Annotated in this window: 23 protein-coding genes; 13 read left to right on the top strand and 10 right to left on the bottom strand. The window is 69.3% G+C overall.

Going from position 1 to position 25,090, the window contains the following annotated elements; translation table 11 throughout:
• Positions 1–39 precede the first annotated feature (39 nt).
• The 3 genes from ACIBK0_RS26075 (at position 40) to ACIBK0_RS26065 (ending at position 3,529) form a co-directional block, all read left to right on the top strand.
• Positions 40–1,359 (top strand): copper amine oxidase, encoded by a 1,320-nt coding sequence (locus tag ACIBK0_RS26075; protein ID WP_399084624.1) that lies wholly within the window; start codon positions 40–42, stop codon positions 1,357–1,359.
• Positions 1,360–1,462: 103 nt separating this feature from the next.
• On the top strand, positions 1,463–2,701 hold the full coding sequence (locus tag ACIBK0_RS26070; RefSeq protein WP_399084621.1) for an SAV2148 family HEPN domain-containing protein: 1,239 nt from the start codon (positions 1,463–1,465) through the stop codon (positions 2,699–2,701).
• Positions 2,702–2,806: 105 nt separating this feature from the next.
• A complete protein-coding gene (locus tag ACIBK0_RS26065) occupies positions 2,807–3,529 on the top strand; it encodes a 3'-5' exonuclease (RefSeq protein WP_399084618.1) in 723 nt (240 codons plus the stop codon).
• A 60-nt stretch (positions 3,530–3,589) separates the two neighbouring features.
• Here ACIBK0_RS26065 and ACIBK0_RS26060 read toward each other — a convergent pair whose 3' ends face one another.
• Positions 3,590–4,453, bottom strand: coding sequence for a phosphotransferase enzyme family protein (locus tag ACIBK0_RS26060; protein ID WP_399084615.1), 864 nt, complete (start codon positions 4,451–4,453; stop codon positions 3,590–3,592).
• A gap of 200 nt (positions 4,454–4,653) precedes the next feature.
• On the opposite strand from ACIBK0_RS26060, the gene ACIBK0_RS26055 reads away from it, so the two are divergent.
• Genes ACIBK0_RS26055 through ACIBK0_RS26045 form a run of 3 tightly spaced genes read left to right on the top strand, consistent with a single transcriptional unit; the run spans position 4,654 to position 7,699 of the window.
• Positions 4,654–5,589, top strand: a complete 936-nt coding sequence (locus tag ACIBK0_RS26055) for a carbohydrate ABC transporter permease (protein WP_399084612.1) — start codon at positions 4,654–4,656, stop codon at positions 5,587–5,589.
• A complete protein-coding gene (locus tag ACIBK0_RS26050) occupies positions 5,586–6,419 on the top strand; it encodes a carbohydrate ABC transporter permease (protein ID WP_399084609.1) in 834 nt (277 codons plus the stop codon). The genes ACIBK0_RS26055 and ACIBK0_RS26050 overlap by 4 nt, the downstream gene beginning before the upstream one ends.
• Entirely contained in the window at positions 6,419–7,699 is a 1,281-nt protein-coding gene (locus tag ACIBK0_RS26045) for an ABC transporter substrate-binding protein (RefSeq protein ID WP_399084606.1), read from the top strand. The genes ACIBK0_RS26050 and ACIBK0_RS26045 overlap by 1 nt, the downstream gene beginning before the upstream one ends.
• A gap of 10 nt (positions 7,700–7,709) precedes the next feature.
• Here ACIBK0_RS26045 and ACIBK0_RS26040 read toward each other — a convergent pair whose 3' ends face one another.
• Positions 7,710–7,838, bottom strand: a complete 129-nt coding sequence (locus tag ACIBK0_RS26040; RefSeq protein WP_399084603.1) for a hypothetical protein — start codon at positions 7,836–7,838, stop codon at positions 7,710–7,712.
• A gap of 625 nt (positions 7,839–8,463) precedes the next feature.
• On the opposite strand from ACIBK0_RS26040, the gene mgt reads away from it, so the two are divergent.
• Positions 8,464–9,663, top strand: a complete 1,200-nt coding sequence (gene mgt / locus ACIBK0_RS26035; RefSeq protein ID WP_399084600.1) for a macrolide-inactivating glycosyltransferase — start codon at positions 8,464–8,466, stop codon at positions 9,661–9,663.
• 164 nt (positions 9,664–9,827) lie between these two features.
• On the opposite strand, the gene ACIBK0_RS26030 is transcribed toward mgt, so the two are convergent.
• On the bottom strand, positions 9,828–12,083 hold the full coding sequence (locus ACIBK0_RS26030; RefSeq protein WP_399084597.1) for an MMPL family transporter: 2,256 nt from the start codon (positions 12,081–12,083) through the stop codon (positions 9,828–9,830).
• Between the two features lie 397 nt (positions 12,084–12,480).
• On the opposite strand from ACIBK0_RS26030, the gene ACIBK0_RS26025 reads away from it, so the two are divergent.
• Both ACIBK0_RS26025 and ACIBK0_RS26020 read left to right on the top strand, forming a co-directional pair.
• Positions 12,481–13,029: a DUF1697 domain-containing protein gene (locus ACIBK0_RS26025; RefSeq protein WP_399084595.1), complete on the top strand. Its 549-nt coding sequence runs from the start codon at positions 12,481–12,483 to the stop codon at positions 13,027–13,029.
• Positions 13,022–13,396: a DUF4440 domain-containing protein gene (locus tag ACIBK0_RS26020; RefSeq protein ID WP_399084592.1), complete on the top strand. Its 375-nt coding sequence runs from the start codon at positions 13,022–13,024 to the stop codon at positions 13,394–13,396. Before ACIBK0_RS26025 ends, ACIBK0_RS26020 begins: the two co-directional genes overlap by 8 nt.
• Here the strand turns inward: ACIBK0_RS26020 and ACIBK0_RS26015 are convergent.
• Positions 13,332–14,228, bottom strand: a complete 897-nt coding sequence (locus tag ACIBK0_RS26015) for a transglutaminase-like domain-containing protein (protein WP_399084589.1) — start codon at positions 14,226–14,228, stop codon at positions 13,332–13,334. The two genes, ACIBK0_RS26020 and ACIBK0_RS26015, sit on opposite strands and share 65 nt — an antisense overlap.
• Positions 14,229–14,402: 174 nt before the next feature.
• Positions 14,403–14,849, bottom strand: coding sequence for a hypothetical protein (locus tag ACIBK0_RS26010; RefSeq protein ID WP_399084585.1), 447 nt, complete (start codon positions 14,847–14,849; stop codon positions 14,403–14,405).
• 108 nt (positions 14,850–14,957) lie between these two features.
• Between ACIBK0_RS26010 and ACIBK0_RS26005 the strand changes: the two genes are divergently transcribed.
• From ACIBK0_RS26005 to ACIBK0_RS25990, 4 genes are all read left to right on the top strand, one after another.
• The gene (locus ACIBK0_RS26005) at positions 14,958–15,995 is read left to right on the top strand and encodes a ketopantoate reductase family protein (protein WP_399084582.1); all 1,038 of its coding nucleotides are present in this window, start codon (positions 14,958–14,960) and stop codon (positions 15,993–15,995) included.
• Between the two features lie 65 nt (positions 15,996–16,060).
• Positions 16,061–16,660: a TIGR03086 family metal-binding protein gene (locus tag ACIBK0_RS26000; protein WP_399084579.1), complete on the top strand. Its 600-nt coding sequence runs from the start codon at positions 16,061–16,063 to the stop codon at positions 16,658–16,660.
• Positions 16,661–16,715: 55 nt separating this feature from the next.
• Positions 16,716–17,333, top strand: a complete 618-nt coding sequence (locus tag ACIBK0_RS25995; protein WP_399084576.1) for a DsbA family protein — start codon at positions 16,716–16,718, stop codon at positions 17,331–17,333.
• 155 nt (positions 17,334–17,488) lie between these two features.
• Entirely contained in the window at positions 17,489–20,092 is a 2,604-nt protein-coding gene (locus ACIBK0_RS25990; protein WP_399084574.1) for a fibronectin type III domain-containing protein, read from the top strand.
• Between the two features lie 55 nt (positions 20,093–20,147).
• Here ACIBK0_RS25990 and ACIBK0_RS25985 read toward each other — a convergent pair whose 3' ends face one another.
• From ACIBK0_RS25985 to ACIBK0_RS25965, 5 genes are all read right to left on the bottom strand, one after another.
• Positions 20,148–20,933, bottom strand: coding sequence for a sirohydrochlorin chelatase (locus ACIBK0_RS25985; protein ID WP_399084571.1), 786 nt, complete (start codon positions 20,931–20,933; stop codon positions 20,148–20,150).
• A gap of 7 nt (positions 20,934–20,940) precedes the next feature.
• Entirely contained in the window at positions 20,941–21,843 is a 903-nt protein-coding gene (locus tag ACIBK0_RS25980) for an ABC transporter permease (RefSeq protein WP_399084568.1), read from the bottom strand.
• Positions 21,830–22,618 (bottom strand): ABC transporter ATP-binding protein, encoded by a 789-nt coding sequence (locus tag ACIBK0_RS25975; RefSeq protein WP_399084565.1) that lies wholly within the window; start codon positions 22,616–22,618, stop codon positions 21,830–21,832. The genes ACIBK0_RS25980 and ACIBK0_RS25975 overlap by 14 nt, the downstream gene beginning before the upstream one ends.
• 36 nt (positions 22,619–22,654) lie before the next feature.
• Entirely contained in the window at positions 22,655–23,764 is a 1,110-nt protein-coding gene (locus tag ACIBK0_RS25970) for an aliphatic sulfonate ABC transporter substrate-binding protein (protein WP_399084562.1), read from the bottom strand.
• A gap of 225 nt (positions 23,765–23,989) precedes the next feature.
• The coding region (locus ACIBK0_RS25965; RefSeq protein ID WP_399084559.1) for a sulfate adenylyltransferase subunit 1 at positions 23,990–25,090 on the bottom strand (1,101 nt) is incomplete at its 5' end.

Raw genomic sequence — 25,090 nt, 5'->3', positions numbered from 1 at the left:
CTCCCACCTTCACTGCTTTCCGCAAGGAGTCACTTCTTCATGCGCGTCAACAGAAACAGCCGTGCCCGCAGCCGGACGGCGGTGGGCCTTTCGGTGCTCGCCCTGGCCGCCGGCGCGACGACGGCCGCGGGACCGGCGGTCGCCCAGCCCAAGAGGGCCTCCGCGGCCGCCGCCGACTGCAGCGCGGCGTACAAGATCGAGCAGAAGCTCTCCACCGGCACCACGTGGCGGATGTGCTGGCACTACGAGAGCGAGGCCGGGCTCGTCCTGGAGAACATCTCCTACCAGCCCCCTGGTGAGGCCCACCCGATCAAGGTCCTCGCCAGCGCGAAGCTCGCCCAGATCGACGTCCCCTACGACGACGGATCGGTCGAGTACAGCGACCTCACGGGTGCCGGCTTCGGCCAGGGTTTGATGGACATGGCGCCCGGCGAGTGCCCCGGCGGCACCATCAAGACGGTCAAGGTTCCCGAGGCCTGGGACCCGCAGCACGCCAACGTCAAGGGCCTGTGCGCCACGACCCGTTCGCGCGGCCACGCCTACCGCATGCAGTCCGACACGGGCAACAAGGTCTTCCAGAAGCAGGGCAAGGACCTGTTGATCTACACGGTCAACAAGGTCGGCTGGTACGAGTACATCACCGAGTGGCGCTTCCAGGACGACGGCACCCTCAACATGAACGTCGGCGCCACCGGCAGCCTCTCGCCCGGTGACTACGACGCGGGCGACGGCCGCGGCTGGCCGCTCGGCAAGGGCGCCAAGGCTTACGCCACCAGCCACAGCCACAACATCTTCTGGCGGCTCAACTTCGACCTCGACGGCTCCTCCAAGGCCAAGGTCGAGCAGTACGACTCCGCGGTCAGCCCGCCCGCGCACGGTGCCGAGGCCCCGAGCAAGAAGACCACGCTCACCAAGGTCACCAAGGAACTCGCGGGCGACGCGAAGAACTCGCGCTGGTGGCGCATCGTCAGCAACACCGGCAAGAACAAGGACGACCACGCGCGTTCGTACGAGATCGTCCCGGGCGCGACCACCAAGTACCTCGGCCGCCCCTTCACCAAGCACGACATCTACTTCACCGAGTACAACAAGTGCGAGCAGTTCGCCAGCGACAACCTGCGCAACTGCGGTGCCGGACACGGCAAGTCGGTCGACAAGTGGATCGGCGGGCAGACGCTCACGCACCCCGTGGTCTGGGTGAACTCGGGCTTCCACCACATCGCGCGCGACGAGGACCAGCAGCCCATGCCGGTCCACTGGCAGGGCTTCTCGATCGCCCCGCGCGACGTCACTGCTATGAATCCGCTCACTCCTCCGGAGCTCGCGGACCAGAACGGCCATGTGGAAGAAGGTCGTTGAGAAACGACCCTGTCCATCGGGCTGCACCGCCCACCGCTCCCGGAGTACCCTTCCTTGATCGTTGACTAGGGGAGAGCTCGGGGGAGCGGAAGGCGGTGCGCGGGTGGGCTCGGGAGGGCTGGAGTTGCCTCCTGGTGACGAGGGTCACGAGGGGAACTCCACAGATGTCCCACCCGGCGCGGTGTCCCTGGCACGGCCGATGGAAATGGGATCCATTGGACCGGAGTTGGACTGGGGTGCCGACGCTTGGCGCGAGGTACGTACGCGCGCTCAGCGAGCCGGGCGTGCCTACATCTGGCTGAACCTGGTCGAACAGCGGCTGCGCGCGGTCGTGGCCGCTGTTCTCCGTCCCATCTACGAACCCGTCCACGGCGACGACTGGGTGGTCGCCGCCGCAGGACCTGCCGGACAGGAATGGGTCCAGCGCGCGGTCGCCGTACGCGAAGTCAGCCGCCGCAAGGGGTACTTGCTCGATCCCGCCGACGACAACGTGCTCAGCTTCCTCACGCTGCCGCAGTTGCGTGAGCTGATGGTGCAGCACTGGCCCTGCTTCGAGCCGTACTTCGACGAGCGCCGGGACGTCGAACTCGCCCTGGACGAGCTGGAAGTGACCCGGAACGTGGTCTCCCGCAACCGGGCCCTGTCCGAGGCGGTCCTCAACCAGGCCGAGCGGGCCGCGGCGAAGCTCCTGGAGACACTCGGCGCCGGCAGTGATGTGCCCTCCGCGCGCCGGCTTCCCGTGGACGCCGTCGAGGACCTGGTCGGTGACCGGTACGCGGACGTGGTCGGGGTGCACTCGGACCGCGTACGGCTGCTGCGCCAGTTCCCCGCCGAGGACCTCTTCGGCGGTGCCCGCCGCCTCGACGCCATCGGTATCGGGCTGAACCTGCTGGTGCAGAACTTCTCCGGACGGCGGCTCGTACGTCTCGCCGAGTCCGGCTGCCGGGTGCGGCTGTTGTTCCTGAATCCCGCCTCCAGCGCGGTGAAACGTCGTGAGCGCGAACTCGGCATCAAGCGGGGCGAGTTGAGTCGCGCCGTCGAGATGAACATCCTGCACATGCGCCGGGTGCGGTCCAAGCTGCGCGATCCGGGCGCGTTCGAGATCCAGGTCTTCGACGAGACGCCCCGCTTCACCGCCTACCTGGTGGACGGGGACGGCTCGGACGGCATCGCGGTCGTGCAGTCGTATCTGCGACGCACGCGCGGCATGGAGGCGCCGGTGCTCGTGCTGCGTGGCGGAGGCCGATTGGTCAAACCGGATGACACCACCGAAGAGGGGCTTTTCCCGACATATCGCGAGGAGTTCGAGGTGGCCTGGGCGGATTCGCGACCGGTGTCCTGAAATGCCGCCCCTCCCGGGAAGCGGAACGCGGTCCTCTGATTGTCAGTGGCTCATGGGATCGTGGAGACCACTGGGGGAAAGCACCATGAAGAAGGGGGGCCGCCCATGGGCTGGCACCGGGAGCTGCTGATCGGCTTCGACCTGGAGACGACCGGGACCGATCCGCGCGAGGCGCGGATCGTCACGGGGGCCGTGATCGAAGTCAGGGACGGAGAGCCGATAGGGCGCCGTGAGTGGATGGCCGACCCGGGCGTGGAGATCCCGGCGGACGCCGTGGCGGTGCACGGGATCAGCAACGAACGGGCGGCGGCCGAGGGCCACCCCGCCGACCAGGTCGCCGACGCGATCGCGGGCGTCCTCGTCGCGTACTGGAAGACGGGCGTCCCCGTCGTCGCGTACAACGCGGCCTTCGACCTGACCCTGCTCTCCGCCGAACTGCGGAGGTACGCACTGCCGTCGTTGCGCGAGCGCCTCGGCGGCATCGACCCCGCTCCGGTCATCGATCCGTACACGATCGACCGCTCCGTGGACCGCTACCGCCGCGGCAAGCGCAACCTCGAAGCGGTGTGCACGGAGTACGGGGTGGCGCTGGACTCGGCCCATGACGCCTCGGCCGACGCGCTCGCCGCGGCCCGGCTCGCCTGCGCGATAGCCGGCCGCCATCCGAAGGTCGCGGCCCTCGGCCCCGCGGAGCTGCACCGTCGCCAGATCGAGTGGTACGCGCAGTGGGCGGCCGATTTCCAGAGGTTCCTGCGCCGCAAGGGGGAGGCGGACGCGGTGGTGGACGGGACGTGGCCGCTGCGGGACCTGGCGGACGAGAAGGTCTGACCGGGCCTCCGGTTCAGAGGAACGGGGCCCGGCGCAGGGCCGGAAGAGGCCGGCGCACGGTCAGAAGGGGTACCAGCGCACTGTCTCGTCCCCGCCCCGCAGTGACGCCACCCGGCGCTCGAACTCGGCCAGGGCCTTGGGGTTCGTCGGGGCATGCTGGGCGACCCAGGCGCAGCTGGCGGTCTCGCGTGCTCCGCGCAGGACGGAACAGCCCTCCCACTCGCGGACATCCCAGCCGTATGCCTCGGTGAACGAGTCGTACGCCTCGACCGGGAGCCCGTAGCGGTCACGGGAGAGGGCCATGACCACGAGGTCGTGCTCGCGCAGGTCGGCGGAGAAGGTCTCCAGGTCGACCAGGACCGGGCCGTCGGGGCCGATGTGGACGTTGCGGGGCAGCGCGTCGCCATGGATGGGACCCGGCGGCAGATGCGGGGTGAGCGTGGCCGCGGCATCCGCGAAGCCGTCGCGCCGTGCCCGCAGATACGCCGCGTCCGCGGGGTCGATCGCATCGCCGGCCAACCGCAGCCAGCGCTCCACACCGCCCAGCAACTCGCGGGGCGGCAAGGAGAAGGAAGGGGAGGGCAGTGCGTGCACCACCCGTAGGAGTTCGGCCAAATCGCGCGGTTCCGCGGGGCGTACGGGATCGGGCAGCCGGTGCCACACCGTCACCGGGTGCCCCTCCACCAGCAGTGCCTTTGCCTCGGCCGCCCGCACCGCGGGGACGCCCGCCTCGGCGAGCCAGACAGCGATGTCCAGTTCCCGCCGCGCGCGGTCCAGGAGTTCGGCGTCGCGTCCCACCTTGACCACCAGGTCACCGGCGGCGAACACCGCATTCTCGCCGAGGGCGAGGAGCGTGGCGTCGGGCACCGGCCCCGACAGCACACCCGCCGCGGCCAGTACGTCCCGCGCCCGTGCCTCGTCCATCCTTCGCCTCCGTGTTCTCGTGCGGTGCCCGCCCCGTCCTCACCGGCAGCGTCGTGTTCACGCCATCCGTCGGCCAGTGTCGCATTCCCACAGGTCGGACGGCATGCGCAGTGCCTTGACGCCGTAGACCACCTTCACGACCATGACGGGGGCCGCTCGGGCGGCCAGACCGTCACGAGCCGCCCAAAGGAGCCGATTCCATGACATTGGCGACCGCGACGAGGCGGTCGGTGAAGCAGGTGCCCGGCAGCGGCAGGGACCGGCGTCGCGCCGACCACGGGGCCTGGTTCCTGGTGCTGCCCGCGCTCATCCCGATCCTGGTGCTCAGTGTCGGACCCCTGCTGTACGGGATCGCGCTGGCGTTCACGGACTCGCAGTCGGGGCGGACCACGGCTACGCAGTGGACCGGGGTCCTCAACTTCCAGGACCTGCTGCACGACACGCTGTTCTGGGACTCGTTCCGGATCGGTCTGCTGTGGGCGGTCGGGGTGACCGTGCCGCAGTTCCTGCTCGCACTCGGGCTCGCCCTGCTGCTCAACCAGGAACTCCGGTTCCGCTGGCTGGCGCGGGCCCTTGCGATCATTCCCTGGGCCATGCCCGAGGTCGTCGTCGGCATCATGTGGCGGCTCGTCTACAACCCGGACGCGGGCATCCTGAACGAGACCCTGCGTGACCTCGGCCTCGGCGACGGCCGCGACTGGCTGAGCGGCCTCGGCACCGCCCTGCCCGCCGTGATCGTGGTCGGCGTCTGGGCGGGCATGCCGCAGACCACGGTCGCGTTGCTCGCCGGGCTGCAGAACACCCCGCGCGAACTGCACGAGGCGGCCGCGATGGACGGAGCGGGCGCGTGGCGCCGCTTCCTGACCGTCACCTGGCCGGCCCTGAGACTGGTCGCGCTCGCCATCACGGCGCTCAACTTCATCTGGAACTTCAACTCGTTCGCGTTGGTCTATGTGCTGACCAACGGAGGACCGGGCGGCCGTACCCGGCTCCCCATGCTCTTCGCATACGAAGAGGCCTTCCGCTACGGGCAGTTCGGTTACGCGGCCGCGATGGGCTGTGTGATGGTCGCGGTGATCTCGGCGATCCTCGCGGTGTATCTCGTGGGCCGTCTGAGAGGAGATGAGAACACGTGAAGACCGGCAAAGGGGCCCGCACGGGCCAGTACCTCGCCCTCCTCGCCTATCTCGTCTTCCTTGCCTTCCCCTTCCTCTGGCTGATCTCCACCGCCTTCAAACCGGCACGTGAGCTCGCCAGCCTGCATCCCACCTGGATCCCCAAGGACCCCACCCTCGCCAACTTCCGACAGGCCTTCGACGAGCAGCCGCTGCTGCGCGCCGCACTCAACTCCCTGCTGGCGGCGCTCGGCGCGGCGCTCATCGCCGTACTGATCGCGACCCCGATGGCGTACGTCATGGCGCGCCACCGGACGCTGCCGGCCAGGGCCGCCTCCGGGTGGGTCGTGGTCAGCCAGGCGTTCCCCTTCGTGCTGGTGATCATTCCGCTGTTCCTGGTCCTCAAGAACCTCCGGCTGATCAACTCACTGCCCGGACTGACCATGGTGTACGTGGTGTGGGCGCTGCCGTTCGCACTGTGGATGCTGGTGGGCTATGTGCGGGCCGTGCCCACCGAGTTGGAGGAGGCCGCCGCCGTGGACGGTGCGGGCCGGGTCCGGACCCTGGTCTCCATCACGGCGCCGCTGCTCGCGCCGGGCATCGTGGCGACGGCGCTGTTCGCGTTCATCAGCGCGTGGAACGAGTTCTTCTTCGCGCTCGTGCTGCTCAAGACCCCGGAGAAACAGACGCTCCCGGTCGTGCTCACGCATTTCATCGGGGCGGAGGGCGTAGCGGACCTCGGGCCGCTGGCCGCCGCGGCGTTTCTGGCGACCCTGCCGTCGTTGGTCATCTTCGCGATCATCCAGAAGCGGATCACGGGCGGCATGCTCGCCGGGGCGGTGAAGAGCTGATGCGGACGAGACTGCTGGCGGTCCTGGCCGTCTTCGGCCTGTTGCTCACCGCGTGCACGGACAGCGGCGGTGGATCGGGTGGGGTGATCACCCTCCACTTCCAGTCCCTCGCCTGGCAGCAGGAGTCCGTGGCCGCCAACAAGGAGCTGGTGCAGGAGTGGAACGCTGCGCATCCGGACGTCAAGGTCGAGTACGTCCAGGGCAGTTGGGACAGCGTCCACGACCAGCTGCTCACCTCCTTCGAGGGCGGTGAGGCACCCGACATCATCCATGACGCCTCGGACGACCTCGCGGACTTCGCCTACGGCGGCTATCTCGCGGACCTGCGCGGGCTGCTGCCCGAGCGGCTCAAGTCCGATATACCGCAGCACAGTTGGGAGACGGCGACCTTTGGGGGAGGCGTCTATGGTGTGCCGTTCCTCCAGGAGCCGCGGGTCCTGATCGCCAACGCCAAGTGGCTGAAGGAGTCGGGCGTCCGCGTCCCGACTCCCGAGAAGCCCTGGAGCTGGGACGAGTTCCGCGCGATCGCGAAGCAGCTGAGCGGCAAGGGCAAGTACGGCGTCGCCTGGCCGCTCAAGGAACCGGTCTCGGCGACGCTCAACCTCTCCCTCTCCACGGGCGGGCAGATGTTCCACCGGGACGCGGACGGCAAGGTGACCGTCCGCTTCGACGCGGCAGACGCGGTGGTTCCGCGGACCGTGCACGACGAGGTGAACACGGACAGGAGCGCGTCGAGCGCGACGCTCGGCATGGGCGGCTCCGACACGCTGCCCGGGTTCTTCGGCGGCAAGTACGCGATGGTTCCGCTCGGCTTCTCCTATCGCCAGCAGATCGCGCAGCAGGCGCCGAAGGGCTTCGACTGGCAGGTGCTGCCCGCTCCGGCCGGCGCGGACGGGCTGAGTCAGGGTGTCAGTCCCCAGACCCTGTCCATAGCCGAGAGCAGCCCGCACAAGAAGGAGGCCTCCGAGTTCATCGACTTCCTGCTTCAGCCGAGGAACATGGCTCGGCTGGCCCTCGGTGACTGGATGCTGCCGACTGGAACACAGGCCCTGAAGGACCCCGCCCTGCACACCGCCAAGGACGACTGGGCGACCGGTACGGCCCTCGCGGCCCAACTCCGTTCGGCACCCGCCCAGTCCGTACGCGGCTACCCCGAGTGGAAGGACAAGGTCGCGACGCCCGCGTTCCAGGAGTACTACAGCGGGGCGATCGGATTGAGCGAGCTCCGCAGACGGCTGGTGAAGGACGGCAATCTGGTGCTGGCCCGCTATCAGCGCTGAGGACCTCGGGCTACTGGTAGCAGTTGCCGCTGCACAGGACGGTGATCGTGTCCGCCTCGCTGGTGGTCGTCGAGGACTGGGTGACCTGGGTGCCGGAGACGGGGACCTTGCTCGTGTCCCAGGGCATCGGGAGCGCCATGGCTTGCGCGCCTCTGACCGTGGTGCCGTCGGGCGCCGCGGATACGCTATGATTGATCTTGAGCGAACCGCCGGAACCTTCCGCGGTGAGCCCGGCGTTGGTGGTCCAAGGAAAGACGTCCCGCTTCCTGCGGGGAGATGCAGGTGCAAGGCCTGCCCGGCGCTCCACACAGCCCCGCCCCCGGTGTTTCCGGGGGCGGGGCTTGTTTCTTGTGTGCGGCCTCTAAGCCCTGCCTCCCGCAGCGCCCACACCTCCCGGAAGTCCGCGTACGCGTCGGCGTACCGCTTGCCCGCGGAGCGATCCAGCGCAGCCGCTCCAGCGGCACCACGCACGACGATCTCGTCGAGACGAGTCTCCACGGTGAACCGTCCCTCTCGTGACAGCGTCGGACCCCCCATGTCGTCCTACCGCTCCGCCGTCCGCCGTCCGCCGTCCGCCGCCCCGCGGCGGCGCCCCCCATAGGCGTACGGGGCGTGCCGGGCATCGCTCCGGCTCCGCGTCCGACGGCGTCTCACCGGCGTACGGCGAACAGAGCCCCGGCGTCGTGCGCAACACGCCGTGCGCATCACGTTGCGCGTGGGAAATGAGATTGCACGAGACGTATCGTCTCGTCTAGCCTCGCCGCATGACCACTCGTCGCGCCCATATCGCCATGTTCTCCATCGCCGCCCACGGCCATGTGAACCCGAGCATCGAAGTGATCCGGGAGCTCGTCGCACGCGGGCATCGCGTCACGTACGCGATTCCGCCCGCCTTCGCCGAAAAGACCGCCGAGACCGGGGCCGAGCCGAAACTGTGGCACTCGACGCTGGCCACCGATGACGACCCGGATGCCTGGGGGACCGAACTGATCGACAACATCGAGCCGTTCCTGGCGGACGCGCTGCAGGCCGAGCCGCAGCTCGCGGCGGCGTACGCGGGCGACGAACCGGATCTGGTGCTTTACGACATCACGGCGTACCCCGCCCGGGTCCTCGCGCACCGCTGGGGCGTCCCGATCGTGCAGCTCTCGCCGAATTTGGTGGCCTGGGAGGGGTACGAGGAGGAGGTCGGCAAGCCGATGTTCGAGCCGCTCAAGAGGACCCCGCGCGGCAAGGCGTTCTACGAGACCTTCGCCCGCTGGATCGCCGAGAACGGCATGGACCTGAGCGTCGAGGACTTCATGGGCCGTCCCGACCGTTGCCTCGTCCTCATCCCCAAGGTCCTCCAGCCGAACGCGGACCGTGTCGACGAGAAGCGCTACACCTTCGTCGGCGCCTGCCAGGGCGACCGCGCCGCCCAGGGGGACTGGCAGCGGCCCGCCGACGCCGAGAAGGTGCTGCTCGTGTCGCTGGGCTCCAGCTTCACCAAGCAGCCCGGCTTCTACCGCGAGTGCGTCAGGGCCTTCGGCGATCTGCCGGGCTGGCATGTCGTGCTGCAGATCGGGAAGTTCGTCGATCCGTCGGAGCTGGGTGAGGTGCCCGGCAATGTGGAGGTGCACCCATGGGTGCCCCAGCTGTCGGTGCTGCGGCAGGCCGACGCGTTCATCACGCACGCGGGCGCGGGCGGCAGTCAGGAGGGGCTGGCCACCGGCACGCCGATGGTCGCCGTACCGCAGGCCGTCGACCAGTTCGGCAACGCCGACATGTTGCAGGCGCTAGGTGTCGCCCGCCACGTACTGACGGAGACGGCCACCGCCGAGACTCTGCGCGAGGCCGTCCTCTCGATCGCTGACGATCCCGAGGTGGCGCGCCGCCTGCACGAGATCCGGGAGCAGATGGCACAGGAAGGCGGCACACGACGGGCGGCCGACCTCATCGAGGCCGAGCTGCCGACCGGGCTGTAGGCCTCGCGTCGAGGCCGAGCCGCGCCCGGGGGCAGGAGCAAGTGGCCCCTCGTCGTGCCGCGGAAGCTCCTTTGGAGGGCATGAGGAAAGGGCCTGTTGATTCCTCGGGGGAACCAACAGGCCCTCATGCGGCGGAAGTCACCGCCCAGCCGCATACCTCCGGGCTACACCCCGGCCCGCTCGCCCTCCCGGGCCGCCGGCGGCAACACGGCCTCCGGCGCCTCGTCGTGCGTGAGGTCGGGCAGCCGGTTCAGCCACTTCGGCAGGTACCAGTTGCGCTCGCCGAGCAGGGCCATCACGGCGGGGAGCAGCACACCCCGGATGATCGTCGCGTCGATGAGCACCGCGGCGGCCAGGCCCACACCCATCTGCTTCATGGACTGCATGGACAGCGTCCCGAAGATTGCGAAGACGGCGACCATGATGACCGCGGCGCTGGTGACGACGCCGGCCGTGGTGACCACCCCGTGCCGGATCGCGTCCTTGGTGCTGCGGCCGCGCAGCCGCGCCTCACGAATCCTCGAGACCACGAACACGTGGTAGTCCATCGAGAGCCCGAAGAGGATCACGAAGAGGAACAGCGGCAGCCAGGTGATGATGGCACCGACGCCCTCCGCGCCCACCAGGGACGCGCCCCAGCCGTGCTGGAAGACGGCCACGAGGATGCCGTATGCCGCGCCCACCGACAGCAGGTTCAGCACGATCGAGGTGATCGCGACCGTCAGCGAGCGGAAGGAGAGGAGCATCAGCAGGAAGGCGAAGACCACGACGAACGCGAAGACCGGGAGGACGGCTCCGCCGAGCTGGTCGTTGAAGTCGTGCGATCCTGCGACCTGTCCGGTGATCGGCGCCTGGACGCCGTCGACCTTGCCGAGCGTGGCGGGCCGCACCTGGTCGCGCAGCTTCTCCAGGCTCGCCCCGGCCTTGTCCAGGTCGGAGCCGCCGACCAGCGGTACGTAGACGTAGGCGATGTTCTGCGCGTCGTGCAGCTTGATCTCGACCGGGCCGCGCGAGGCGCCCGAACTGATCGCCCGCGCCTTGAAGTCGGCGAGGGCGCTCTTCACCTCGGGGGCGTTGATGTCCTTCGCCTTGACGACCACCTCGGCCGGCTCGGAGCCGCCCGGGAAGGCGTCGTTGACGCGGTTGTACGTCTGCACGATCGGCAGCGAGTCGCCGAACTCCTGGTCCAGCGTGAGGTTCTGGGTCTTCATGCCGATCGCAGGAGCCGCGATCGCCAGCAGCGTGCCGGCCGCCACGAGGACGGAGACCAGCGGCTTGGCGAGCACGCCCCGCAGGACGGCGGTCCAGAAGCGGCTCTCCCCGTTGGTGCGGGCGGCGCGGCGCTCCATGGCCTTGCGCAGGAACGGAATCCGGCCCTTCTCGACCCGCTCGCCCAGCAGCGAGAGCAGCGCGGGCAGCACGGTCACCGACCCGACCATGGCAACGGCCACGACCATCAGCGAGGCCAGGCCCATCGCCTCGAACTCGGCGAGCCCGGTGAAGAGCATGCCGGCCATCGCCACGCACACCGTGACACCGGAGACGATGATCGCGCGGCCACTGGTCGCGGCGGCGACCCGCAGGGCCGTCTGGGCGTCACGCCCGGCCGCGCGCTCCTCGCGCTCACGGCGCAGATAGAACAGGCAGTAGTCGACGCCGACGGCCAGACCGACCAGCAGCATCACGGAGTTGGCGGTGTCGCTCATCGGCATCAGATGGCTGACGACGCCCATCAGGCCCATCGTCGCCATGATCGCGGTGATCGCGAGCGCCACCGGGAGCAGCGCCGCCACCAGCGCGCCGAAGGCGATCAGCAGAATGCCGAGGGCCACCGGTACCGCGGAGAGCTCGGCCTTCTGGAAGTCGTCCCCGAACGCGTCGTCGAACGTCTTCATCATGCTGGCGCCGCCGATCTCCTCGATCCGCAGCCCCGAGTGGTCCTTCTGCACGCCCTTGACGGCGTTCAGTACGGGCTCGACCCGGTCGCCCGCGGTCTCCGAGTCGCCGCGCATGTCGAACTGCACGAGCGCGCTTCGGCCGTCCTTCGAGATCGTCTTCGTGTCGTACGGCGACGTCACGTCCGTGATCTTGCCGGTGCCCTCGACCGCCTTGACGACGGCGACGACGGCGCTCTTGAACTCGGCGTCCGTGGCCTTGGTGTTCGCGTCCTTCGCCTGGATCAGGACGGTCTCACTGGCCGGCTCCTTGATGTCGGCGTCCTCGATGATCTTGGCGGCGGTGTGCGTCTCGCCCTTGAGCTGGTCGCTCTCCTTGACATCGACGCGGCCCGTCGCCGAGCCGAGCCCCATCGCCAGGACGACGAACAGCACCCAGATTCCGACGGCCGCCCATCGGTGCCGGGCGCTCCAGCCGCCTGCCCGGGCGGCGATGCCCCGCACCCGTGTATCTCCGTTCCCCATGACGGGCCAGCCCCCTTGTGCGCGGTGACAGCCCCCTGCCGCCACCTTTCGTTATGAAGGTATGGGCCGGATAAGAAGGTCTCGTCGTGCTGCCTGGTGAACCCCCGAGGGCTCGACTCCTCCCCTCGGACCCCGGGGTCTCCGCACTGGGGAGGATGGAAGCCCCTTACACGTAACGAGACTTCTCGGGGATGTGGATCAGGGTGTCCGTTCTGTCGGGTGGAGTCCTCTTTTATTATTTCGAAGGGTTGTTGATTAAGTCACAGCTCTATGTAGGTGTTGAACTGTGCGGGCCGATCGGACAGTGTTTCGTGCCAACCCGCAGGTAACTTTCGGTGCGGGCCGCGGCCGTCGCGCTCACCCCCACGGGGCGCGACGGCCGCTTTATGGTGTGCGGATGACGACGACGTACGCGGCGCTGCTGCGCGGGATCAATGTGGGTGGCGCCAAGAAGGTGCCGATGGCCGAGCTGCGCACCCTGATGGAGGGACTCGGCCTCGCCGATGTACGCACGTATCTCCAGAGCGGCAACGCGGTGTTCAGCAGCGACCACGGCGACGAGGAGTCCCTCGCCGCGGAGCTCGCCCAAGCGATCGAGAAGCACTTCGGCTTCACCGTCGGCGTGCTGGTGCGCGACCACGCCTATCTGAAGGCCGTGCGGGAGGCGTGCCCGTTTCCGGCCGCCGATCTGGAGGCCAAGCAACTGCACGCCACCTACTTCTCCGGGCCCGTCGACGCCGAGCGCTTCGCCTCGGTCGATCAATCGGCCTTCCTGCCGGAGGAGTTCCGCCTCGGCGACCGCGTCCTGTACCTGTATGCCCCCGACGGCCTGGGACGCTCCAAGCTGGCGGAGACGCTGTCGAAGCCGCGACTGCTCAAGGGCATCACGGCCACCTCCCGCAACTGGAACACCGTCGTCAAACTGGAGGAGATGACCGGTGCTTGAGCACAACGCCCCGGTCGAGGCCGCCATCGAGGGCGAACTGCGTCTGCTCGACCCGGAGATCCGCCGCTCGCCCGAACTCGTCGGCGCGCTCCTGCACCCCGACTTCCACGAGTTCGGCGCATCGGGCCGGATCTGGGACCGCGCCTCGATCGTCGCCGCGCTGGCCGGCGAGAACGAACCCGGGGCCCGGCCCGCCACCGCCTCCCGCATCAAGGGCGTCCAGCTCGCGCCCGACCTGGTCCACCTCACCTTCGACACCGACAACAACGGCCGCCGGGCGCACCGGAGTTCACTGTGGCGGCTCACCGAGGAGAGGTGGCTGCTGTACTTCCACCAGGGGACGCTGTACGACTCCGACGCAGCGTGACTTTTCGTACGCCGCCGTAGGTCGTGTACGAGGTGATCTCGTCCGGGACGGTGAGGCGCGGATCCTCGTACAGCCGTCGCAGCTCGTCCTCGGATCGGGCCACCGCGACGGTGTCGACCAGCGCGATGTCGTCCTCGGTGAGCGCCGCGTCGTCGAGAATCTCGGGGCCCCAGCCGTCCCAGGGGAGCACTTCGACGCCGTTGAGAGCGGCCAGATCGTGCAGGACGTTGCCCCGCACGAACCAGAGGCCCTTGAGGCGGAGCCAACTGACCCCGAACGTGCCGGGGTCGGCTCGCCCGGCCCGGCACTCCCGCCAGGCCTGCCCCGCCACCACGAACCGGTCCCTCGGCACGTCCAGTGGGTCGAAGTCCACGTCATAGGGGCCGTACGCGATCTGCGCGTCCGCGAGCCGCCAACCGCCGTCGGGAAGGCGGTACTCGGTGACCCAGTGGTCCTCGTGGAAGCCCTCGGTGAAGTACGTGGCGAAACCGCAGCGCAGCCGGGCCGGTGTGCCCGTCGCCCGCAGCAGCGCGCACAGCAGCAGGGAGAAGTCGCGGCAGGTACCGACGAACCGTTCGTCCGGCTCCCGCCGCCGGGTCAGGGGCCGCTCGGCGCGCTCCCGCAAAATCCGCAGCACGTCCGTCACGTACCGTGACTCGGCGTCCTCGGCCAGTCGCGGCTCGGGGATGGCGTACGCGAAGAGTTCACCCTCGCCCCGGTGGATGAGCACATCCCTTACGACATGGGCGAGCGCGCCCAGATCCCTGGGAAGCCCGCTCACGTCGAGGTCACCGGGATCGCTGTACGCGCTCTGCGTCAGATAGATGTCCATGCCCCGGACCCTCGGGCCTGTCCCAGGGGGAAGGTCAAGCCAGGGCGTCCGGGCGGGCCATGTCCTTGTCCGCGAGGCGTACGGCGCCCGCGCCGGTGGGACACCGTCCATGCGGTGTACGGGGTGGTCTCCGCCGATGCCGTGTACGGGTCGGCCGCCGACGGGGAAGGGCGTTCATGCCGTGATGCCGATCCGTCGTGCCTGGCGCACGCCGGTGACGAGGTACCCGATGACGAACAGCAGCCCCGCCGTGCCGAACACCGTCACCAGAATGTAGACGGGGTACATGTCGTCGCCCTGCGGATAGTGTTCCCCGCACATCCGGACCACGTCGGGACGCGTGCGGGCCGCCTCCAGGCACACCCGGTGCCCCGGCTTCGGATGGCTGAGGTCGGTGTCGAGATTCCGCACCACGGTGTGGCGGTGCTGGTCCACCGTGTACGAGATCTCCTGCCTCTGGTACTTGGTGCCGGCGTCGATGATCCGGGAAACCACGCCCGTGACCCGTATCCCCGTGTCGTCGATCAGTTCCGCCCGCTGCCACTGGAGTGTCGCCGAGCAACCTCCGGACACGGCGATCACCAGGAACAACGCTCCCAGCAGCAAGGTCCGTCTCCGCACGGCGGACAGCCTGACATGTGACGCGGCGGTGGACCAGGGCCGTGACAGCCCGCGGAGTTTGCGGAATCGTCCATGGCCGCTACACCCATCTGTGCGAGGCTCGTGGGCATGCGGTACATCATCATCGGAGCAGGAGCGGTCGGCGGTGCGATCGGCGGTCGGCTGGCCGAGGCGGGGCACGAGGTCGTGCTGGTCGCGCGGGGCGCGCACTACGAGGCGCTGCGTGCGGGCGGGCTGCGGTTCATGACCCCGGAGGGAGTGCGCACGCACCGGCTGCCCGCGGTCGACGGGCCGGTGGCACTCGGGGAGTTGCGCACCGACGACGTGCTGATACTCGCCGTCAAGACGCAGGACAGCGAGGCCGCCCTGGAGGCGTGGGGACCGAGCCCGGTCGCGGGCGGCGGTACGGCGGCCGAGCGGCTGCCGCTGGTGTGCGCGCAGAACGGAGTGGAGAGCCAGCGCCTCGCGCTGCGTCGCTTCAGCCGGGTGTACGGCGTCTGTGTCTGGCTGCCCGCCACCTTCGTCGAACCGGGGGTCGTGTCCGCCGCCGGCACGCCGCTGACCGGCATCCTGCACCTCGGGCGTCATCCGCACGGCACGGACGAGACGGCCCGCCGTATCGCCGCCGACCTGGAGAAGTCCCGCTTCGAGGCGCCGGTGGTGCCCGATGTCGCCCGCTGGCAGTACGCCAAACTCCTCGGCAATCTCGCCAACTCCATCGAGGCGGTCACCGGGGTGCTCACCAGCGGGGAGGGCCTGGCGCTCTTCCAGCGGGTGCGCGCGGAGGGCGAGGCCGCGCTCGACGCCGCCGGCATCGCGTACGTCGGTGAGGAGGAGCAGAAGAGGACCCGCGGCGACAAGATTCGCTTCGAGCCCTTCGACGGCTCCGAGCGCGGCGCCGGTTCCTCCTGGCAGTCGCTCAACCGCGGCACCGGCACCATCGAGGCCGATTACCTCAACGGCGAGATCGCACTCCTGGGCCGACTGCACGGCGTACCGACCCCGTTGAACGACCTGCTCCAGCGGCTGGCGAACACCTTCGCGCGCGAGCACAGGGAGGCCGGGTCGCTGTCGGTGGCGGAGCTGGTGCGGCTCGCCGACGAGGCGGTGGCCTCGTACGACGCGGCCGCCACGACTGCTGAATGAGCCCCCTTCGTGAGGTGTCGCGTTTCTTCAAGAGTGCTGGGCAGGCAGTTCCTACCGTGAGGTGCATGAAGAACGACGACATGCACTCGTACATGAGCGAATGCGCCGCCGAGGCAGCGCGTGTCGCGCGCGGCGTCACGGCGGAGCAGCTGACCGGGCCCACCCACTGCCCCGGCTGGGACGTCCGCACCCTGGTCAACCACTGGGTCCTCTACACCTCGCACGGCCTGGAGCACCGGGCGCTGCGCAAGCAGCTCTCCGAGGAGCTGACCGGGCGTGACTTCACGGCCGCCCCCGACTGGGCCGAGGTGTACGCGGCTCAGCTCGACCGCGCCGTCGCCGCCTGGGACGAACCGGCCGTATGGGAGGGCGAGGTCGACCTCGGGATGGCGAAGATGCCTGCCGTCGAACTCGCCTCGATGATCATCAAGGAGACGGCCGTCCACGGCTGGGACGTCGCGACCGCCACCGGTCAGGAGTACCGCATCTCGGACGGCGCCGCCCGGCTCGTCCTGGACGTGGTCGACACGCACGGCGAGCTCTACCGCCAGTACGACGGCTTCGCCGCCCCGGTTCCGGTGCCGGACAATGCGCCTGTCTTCGAGCGCGCCCTCGCCCACAGCGGCCGGGATCCGCGTCTGGCCCAGGTTGAATTGGACCATTGATACCGGGGATAATTGGACCGTGTCTCTGTGCCATTGAGTGGCTAGCCTCGACGGCATGACGAACACGTCGCCCACTCGCGTCGACTTCTACTTCGACCCCGCCTGCCCTTTCGCCTGGATCACCTCCCGCTGGATGCTGGAGGTCGAGCGGCAGCGGCCGCTCGACCTCCGCTTTCATCCGATGAGCCTGTACCTGCACAATGCCGACAACGAACTACCCGACTGGTACCGGGAGTTGGTCGACAAGTCCATCGGCCCCGTGCGGGTCGCGGTGGCGGCCGCCGAGCGGCACGGCGAGAAGGTGCTGCGCGACCTCTACACGGCCTTCGGCACCCGCATCCACGAGCGCGGGGCCGAGGACTTCGACGCCGTCGTCGCCGACTCCCTGGCCGAACTCGGTCTCCCGGCCGAACTGGCCGAAGCGGCACATGACGTGTCGTACGACGAGGCGGTGCGCCGGAGCCATGACGCGGGCAAGGAACGCGACTCCGACGCCTATGTGGGGACACCGACCATCCACGTCGAGGGAACGGTGTGGTTCGGTCCGGTGCTGCGGGCCGTTCCGCGCGGCGAGAAGGCGGCGGAGCTCTTCGACAGTTTCCGCGTCCTCGCCGCAAACCCGGACTTCTTCGAGCTCAAGCGGACCCGGACCGGCGGGCTGTCGTTCGACTGAACGATGGTCTGAAATCTGAACGCTGCTCGGATGAATCACCGCGCGAGGAAGGGACTTGCGTCGTTCTTTGCATCATTCATTGACGGTGACCCGTCATAGATCCTACCTTTCTCGGCGTTGGGTACAGCCTGATCCCACGGGAGGGGAACATGCCCATGCGCCGAAGAGCCGTCCTGGTCACCCTGATCTCCACGCTTCTGGCCCTCGGAGTACCGGGCGCCGCCTCCTCCGCCACCGAGCCCCTGTCATCCGACCTCTACGTGTCCCCGGCCGGGGACGACCACGCTGACGGCACCGCTCGCCATCCCGTTCGCACTCTGGACCGCGCCCGCGATCTGGCACGCGCCCGCGTCGCGGACATGAAGGACGACCTGACGGTCCACCTCGCGTCGGGCACGTACCGCCGCACCGAGCCGCTCGTCCTGGACGCCCGCGACTCCGGAACCGGCGGCCACAAGGTGATCTGGCAGGGGACCGGCCGGACCGTCGTCAGCGGTGGCCGCCAGGTCTCCGGGTGGCGCAAGGTCGCGGGCAGGCCCGGCCTCTGGTCCGCCCCCGCGCCCCGAGGCCTCACCGACACACGGCAGTTGTACGTCGACGGGGTGCGCGCCCAGCGGGCCCGCGGCACCGTCCCCGTCGACCTCACCCAGACCGCCGTCGGCTACACGGCGTCCTCCGACACGCTCGCCCACTGGCGCCGCCCGTCCGACGCCGAGTTCGTCTACACCAGCGGCGAGGCCCTCTGGAACATCGAGCGCAACGGGCTCGGCCAGTGGACCGAGCCGCGCTGCCGTATCGCCGCCGCCGAGGGCACCACGATCACGATGGTCCAGCCGTGCTGGGACAACTCCAACAAGCGGGTCGAGTTCCCCGACATCCCCGGCCGGACCGTCAGCATGGTCGGCCCCGGCCATCTCACCAACAGCGGCAGGGCGACCTACATCGAGAACGCGTACGAACTCCTGGACCAGCCCGGCGAGTGGTACCTCGACCGCGCCGCGCACCGCGTCTACTATCTGCCGCGCAAGGGCGAGAACCTGGCCCGGGCGGATGTCGAGGCGGCGCAGGCCGAGAAGCTGATCGACGGACAGGGGACCGCCTCCGCTGCCGTCCACGACATCGCCTTCCGTGGGCTGCAGTTCAGCTATGCCACCTGGCTCACGCCGTCCCGGCCCGAGGGCTTCTCCGAGATCCAGGCGGGCTACACCATCACCGGGGAGAAAGGCTGGGCGACGCAGGGACTGTGCCAGTACGTCGAGGGCGGCACCTGCCCGTTCGCGTCCTGGACCAAGATGCCGGGCAATGTCTCCGTCGTCCACGGGCAGCGCATCGACTTCAGTGACGACGTCTTCGCCCATCTCGGGGCGTCAGGGCTCGACTTGGGCACCGGGTCCAAGGATTCGACGGTCAACGGCACCATCTTCACCGACATCTCCGGCAACGGCCTGGAGATCGGGGGAGTGGACGGACAAACCCCCGCCTCCGGCGTGCAGGTGACGAACAATCATCTCTACGGCCTGCCCCGCGAGTTCCACGGCGGTGTCGCGATCCTCAACGGCTACACCCAGCACAACACCATCGCCCACAACCAGATCGACCACGTCGGCTACAGCGCGATCTCCCTGGGCTGGGGCGGCTGGCCCGACAAGATCGGCGACCCGGCGACCGCGAACCCCAGCCACGACAACGCCGTCCGCGACAACCTGATCTTCGACTACATGCAGATGCTCGACGACGGCGGCGGCATCTACACCCAGGGTCTCACCGGCACCTCCCTGGCCGACGGCGAGAAGGTCACGGGGAATGTCATCCACGACCAGTGGGGCCTGGGCAAGAACGTCTACACCGACAACGGCTGCACCTACGAGACCGTCGAGGGCAACGTCCTCTACAACGCCTCGTACGCCAACGTCGCCTCCCGCCACACCGACTACCGCGACGACCTCGGCAACAACGACCCGACCCTCGTCAAGGACAACTGGTGGGAGGAGGGCACGTCCGACGGCGACAACAAGGGCCTGGTGACGAGCGGCAACAAGATCATGACGGGACTGTCCGACGTACCGTCGCAGATCCTCGGCAACGCGGGTCTCGAGCCCGCCTACGCCGGTCTGCTGGGCAGCCGTGTCGGCGCTCCCTCGGCGCCCGAGGCACCCTCCCGCGCCGGCACGAGTACCGCGGGCGCCGACGCGCTGTACGTCACCTTCAACCCGAGCTTCGTGGACGGCGGTTCGCCGGTGACGGAGTACACGGCACGGGCCTACGACGCGTCGGGCCGACAGGTCGGCGAACAGAGCGTCCCAGCAGCCGAGTTCAAGCGCACCGCGATCGTCCGCATCGATGGACTCCCCTCGTCCGGCGGCCCGTTCACCGTCACCGTCACCGCGAGCAACGCTCAGGGCAGCAGCGCCCCGTCCCTGGCCTCGCTCCCGCTGACACCGGCCACCGCGAGCGTGCTCCCGGGCGCACCCACGAGCCCCAAGCTCCGTACGGCAGCCGGCGCGGCCACCGTCGCCTGGACCCCGCCGACGGCGACCGGGGACGCCAAGATCATCGGCTATCGCGTCACCGTCTCCGACGGCCGCGACCCGATCGACGTCATGGGCCGGGACGTGCTGGTCACCCAGCCCTCGGCGAAGGGAATGTTCCGGGTCATCGGCGGCCTGCGGCCCGCCACCTCGTACACCGTCACGGTCGCGGCGGTCACAGCGGCGGGCACGGGACCGACGGCCACAACGACGGCCACCACCAAGCCCTAGCCACCCACAGAGGAGGCCCCACCCCGCACGTGCCGGGGGGCGGCCGGCGGTGCCGTCAGGCGCCGACGGCCGCCGGCGCCGGTACGCGCGCCTCGTCGTACCGCTCCAGCAGGACGCGCGCCACCTCCGGCGCGGGGCCGAGCACATCGGCCAGTACGTCGGCCTCGGCGGCCCCCCGCGCGATACGGTCCGGCAGGAAGCCGGGCGCGAGGACGTAGGGGGCGACCGCGACGCGTGCGCAGCCGAGGGCGCGCAGCTCGCGCACGGCGTCCTCGGTGCGCGGAAGGGATGCGGAGGCGAACGCAGGTCGCACGGCGCACCAGCCGGTGTGCCGCCACTCCCGCGCGATTTCAGCGATCACTGCGATCGCCTCCGGGTCTGTGGACCCCGCCGAGGCCAGCACGACCCCGGTCGAGGACTTGTCGGCGGGGGTCAGCCCCGCTTCGTACAAACGCCGTTCCAGCGCGGCGGTCAGCAGGGGGGACGGGCCGAGCACCTCCGCCTGGTGGATGCGCAGCCGCGACGGGGCCTCCCGCAGCACCGCCGGGATGTCCGCCTTCGCGTGGAAGGCGCGGGTCAGCAGCAGCGGGAGGGCCACCACGTCCCGTACTCCCTCCCGTCGCCCGCCACCACCCCTCCAACGAGGCGCTTCGCGCCGCACCTCCTCTGCCAGGGACTCCAGCACCCCCTGCACCGAGGGGATGTTGAAGTCGAGGAAGCCGGTCTCCACACGCAGGCCGGGGCGCTGGGCCCGGACCCGCCGCACCAGGGCATCCACCGTCGCGGCATGGCGCGGATCGCGGCTGCCGTGGGCGATGACCAGAAGGACCGGCTGACTCATGACGGGCTCAGCTCTTCACCAGGAGACCGCGGCTGCGCAGTACCCACCGCTCCACCGGGGTGAAGATGAGCAGGTCGATGGCGATACCGACGAACAGGATCAGGAAGATGGCGAGGAAGACCATCGGCATGGAGCTGGCGTTGCGGCCGTTCTCCAGCAGTTGGCCGAGGCCCACGCCCAGGTCGGGGGAGGAGGCGATGATCTCCGCCGCCATCAGGGACCGCCAGGAGAACGCCCAGCCCTGCTTCAGACCGGCCAGATAGCCGGGCAGCGCGGCCGGCATGACGATGTGCCAGGTCCCGCGCAGGCCCGTCGCCCCCATCGTGCGGCCCGCTCGCAGGAAGAGCGGGGGCACCTGGTCGACGCCCGACACCAGGCCGTTGGCGATCGATGGGACGGCGCCGAGCAGGATCACCGCGTACATCATCGAGTTGTTCAGGCCCAGCCAGATCACGGCCGGGGGGACCCACGCCACCGAGGGCAGGGACTGCAGGCCCGACAGGATCGGGCCGATCGCGGCGCGGATGAACTTCACGCGGGCCACCAGCAGACCCAGCGGGGTGCCGATCGCCAGGGCGAACAGGAAGCCGAGCAGACCGCGCGAGACGCTGGTCCAGATGTAGTCGAGCAGCGTGCCCTGCAGCCAGGCGTTCTGGACCTCACTCCAGACGTCGGACGGCGAGGGCAGCTTGGTCGGGTCGTCGACGATCTTGAACGTGATCAGCGCCTGCCAGGCCACCAGGACCACCGCGAAGGCGACGAGCGGCGGCAGCACCTTCTGCCGGAACGTCGTGCCGAAGGACCTGCGGCCGGCGGCGGAGGACTCCAGCGCGTCGAGTCCCGCCTCCAGACCGCCCAGCTCGACGTTGTCCTTGACGGCTGCGTCGGCCTTCGTCTCAGTGCTGGCCATGACGGCGGATCTCCCCACGCAGTTGTTCGGTGATCTCGATGGACAGTTCCGCCACGGGGGCGTCCTCGATGCGGCGCGGCTGCGGAATGTCCACGGTCCACTCGCGCGCGATCCGCCCGGGACGGGAGGACAGCAGGATCACGCGCTGCGCGAGCCGCACCGCCTCGCGCACGTTGTGCGTGACGAAGAGGACGGACAGGCCCGTCTCGCTCCAGATCCGGGTCAGTTCGTCGTGGAGCATGTCCCGGGTGATGGCGTCCAGTGCCGCGAACGGCTCGTCCATCAGCAGGATCTGGCTGTCCTGCGCGAGCGCCCGGGCCATCGCGACCCGCTGGCGCATACCACCGGAGAGCTCGTGCACGCGCTTGCCGTACGCGCCCTTGAGCCGTACGAGTTCGAGCAGCTCCTCGGCCTTGCCGCGCCGATCGGCCTTCGGAACTCCCCTGAGCTTCAGGGCGAGTTCGATGTTCTTGCCCGCGGTCAGCCACGGGAAGAGGGCGTGCTCCTGGAACATCAGGGCAGGGCGCCCGTGTGTCGTGATGTTGCCCGCGGTCGGGGCGTCGAGGCCCGCGACCAGGTTGAGCAGCGTCGACTTGCCGCAGCCCGAGGCCCCCAGGAGGGTGACGAACTCGCCGGGCGCGACATCGAGGGTGATGTCGTCCAGGACGAGCTGCTGCCCGGCGGGACCGGCGAAGGACTTCGAGACGTGCTCGATGCGCGCCGCGTACTCGACCGACGTCGTGGCGTCGGCGGCCTTGGCGAAGGTCGTGGCCATGGTCGTCACCTCCTGGGAACTCATCGGGATCCGGGCTTACTTGACGCCGAGACCGGCGTCGTCGACCGTGCTCTCGCCCGCGCCCTTGAGGACCTTGTTCAGGAGCGTGAGGTCGTAGATGCCCGTCAGGTCGGGCTTCTCCAGCAGACCCGCCTTCACCGCGTGCTCCGCCTCGGTGTTGAGGGTGGCGGCCAGCGGGTCATTGGTGATCTGGATGGACTTCCAGGCCGGGTCGAGGACGTTGGCCGGGAGCGCCTTGCCGGAGTCCGACTCCAGCTGCTTGTTCGCCGCGGCCTTCGCCTCGTCCGAATTGGCGTTGATCCACTTGTTGGTCTCGACCGAGGCCTTCAGTACGGCTTCGACGGCCTTCGGGTGCTCCTTCAGGAAGCTCTGCCGCACGATGATGTTCGTGATCACGAACTTCTTGTCGGGCCACAGCGTCGACTCGTCGAGCAGTACCTTGCCGCCCTCGGCGACCAGCTTGGACGCGGTCGGCTCCGGCACCCAGGCGCCGTCGATGGAGCCGGACTTGTAGGCGTCCGGGGTGATCTTGTTGTCCGTGCGGACGACCGAGACGTCACCCTTGCCGCTCTGCGCGTCGACCTTCCAGCCCTGGTCCGCGATCCAGTTGAGGAACGCGACGTCCTGCGTGTTGCCCAGCTGCGGGGTCGCGATCTTCTTGCCCTTGACGTCCTTCAGGGACTTGATCTTCTTCGGGTTGACCACGAACTTCACACCGCCGGACGCCGAACCGCCGATGATGCGCAGGTTCTTGCCGTTGGACTTGGTGAAGCCGTTGATGGCCGGCGAGGGGCCGATCCAGCCGATGTCGATGGAGCCCGAGTTCAGCGCCTCGATCTCGGAGGGCCCGGCGTTGAAGGTCTGGTACTTCGCCTCGGTGGCACCGAGCTCCTTCTGGAAGAAGCCCTTCTGGTTGCCGACCAGCGCGGTGGCGTGGGTCAGGTTGCCGAAGTAGCCGATCTTCACGGAGTCGAGTCCGTCGATCTTCTTCGAACCGGCGGCGACCTTCGCCTTGGTGTCGTCCTTCGCCTCGGAGCCGTAGCTGCAGGCGGCGAGGGCGAGGAGGGGAAGTGCCACGGCGGCGGCTATGCCGCGACGGACAAGGGTGGAGCGGATGGCAGGCACGGGAGGTGTTCCTCTCGTTGGCCCGGCGGTCACGAGCTCTCAGGTCGTGGCCGGGAAGTCGGCAGGTCTTCGTTTTCGCAGGCGGTGGGGGGTGAGGGCGCGCAGGCAGTGCGCGTACGTCATCGCGCACATCGCGCCACTCCGCCCTGCCCGCTGCCGAGGGCGCCGCTGCCGACGCGGCCGCCCTCCTTCGCGAACGTGGAGTAGAAGTCGGTGGACGTCATGTCAGAAGTCCCACCCGTCGTCGTCGCCCTCGTCCTTGACCGGCTCCGGCGATGCGAACGACTCGCCGACCATGCCCGCGGTGAGCGTGGTGCCGTCGGCCGGGTCGATCAGGATGAACGCGCCGGTGCGGCGCGAGTCGGCGTACGAGTCGAGCGGCAGCGGCTCGGCGGTACGGATCTTGACGCGGCCGATGTCGTTGGCGACCAGCCGGCCCGGGTGCGGGTGCAGGGAGAGGTCGTCCAGCGTCAGCCGGGACGGGATGTCCTTGACGATCGCCTTGACCGTGCGGGTGCCATGCTTGAGCAGCACGCGGTGGCCGACGGTGAGCGGCTGGTCGGCCACATGGCAGACGGTCGCCTCGACATCCTGCGTGGTCGGGGGCGCGTCCTTGCTCGGGACGATCAGGTCGCCGCGCGAGATGTCGATGTCGTCCTCCAGCAGGAGGGTCACCGACTGCGGGGTCCAGGCCACGTCGACCGGCTTGCCCAGCAGGTCGATTCCGGCGATCTTCGACGTACGGCCGGAGGGCAGGACCGTGACCGCGGAGCCGACGCGGAAGGTACCGGCCGCGATCTGACCGGCGTAACCCCGGTAGTCGGGGTGCTCGGCGGTCTGCGGGCGGATCACGTACTGCACGGGCAGCCGCGCGTGGCAGTGCGCCAGGTCGTGGCTGACCGGCACGGTCTCCAGGTGCTCCAGGACCGTCGGACCGCCGTACCAGTCCATGTTCGCGGAGGCTTCCACCACGTTGTCACCGGCGAGCGCCGAGATCGGGATCGCGGTGATCTCGGGGACGCCCAGCTCGGAGGCGTACGCCGTGAACTCCTCGGCGATCGCGGCGAAGACGGGCTCCTGGTAGTCGACGAGGTCCATCTTGTTGACCGCGAGGACCACGTGCGGGACGCGCAGCAGCGCGGCGACGGCGGCGTGCCGGCGGGTCTGCTCGATGACACCGTTGCGGGCGTCGACCAGGACGACGGCCAGGTCGGCGGTGGAGGCGCCGGTGACCATGTTCCGGGTGTACTGCACGTGTCCGGGGGTGTCGGCCAGGATGAAGCGGCGGCGTGCGGTGGCGAAGTAGCGGTACGCGACGTCGATGGT

Origin of the sequence: Streptomyces sp. NPDC050564 (assembly GCF_044457265.1) — a bacterium.
GTDB lineage: Bacteria > Actinomycetota > Actinomycetes > Streptomycetales > Streptomycetaceae > Streptomyces.
The sequence above is the reverse complement of the archived record's forward strand: the minus strand, read 5'-3'. Positions and strand labels throughout refer to the sequence as shown.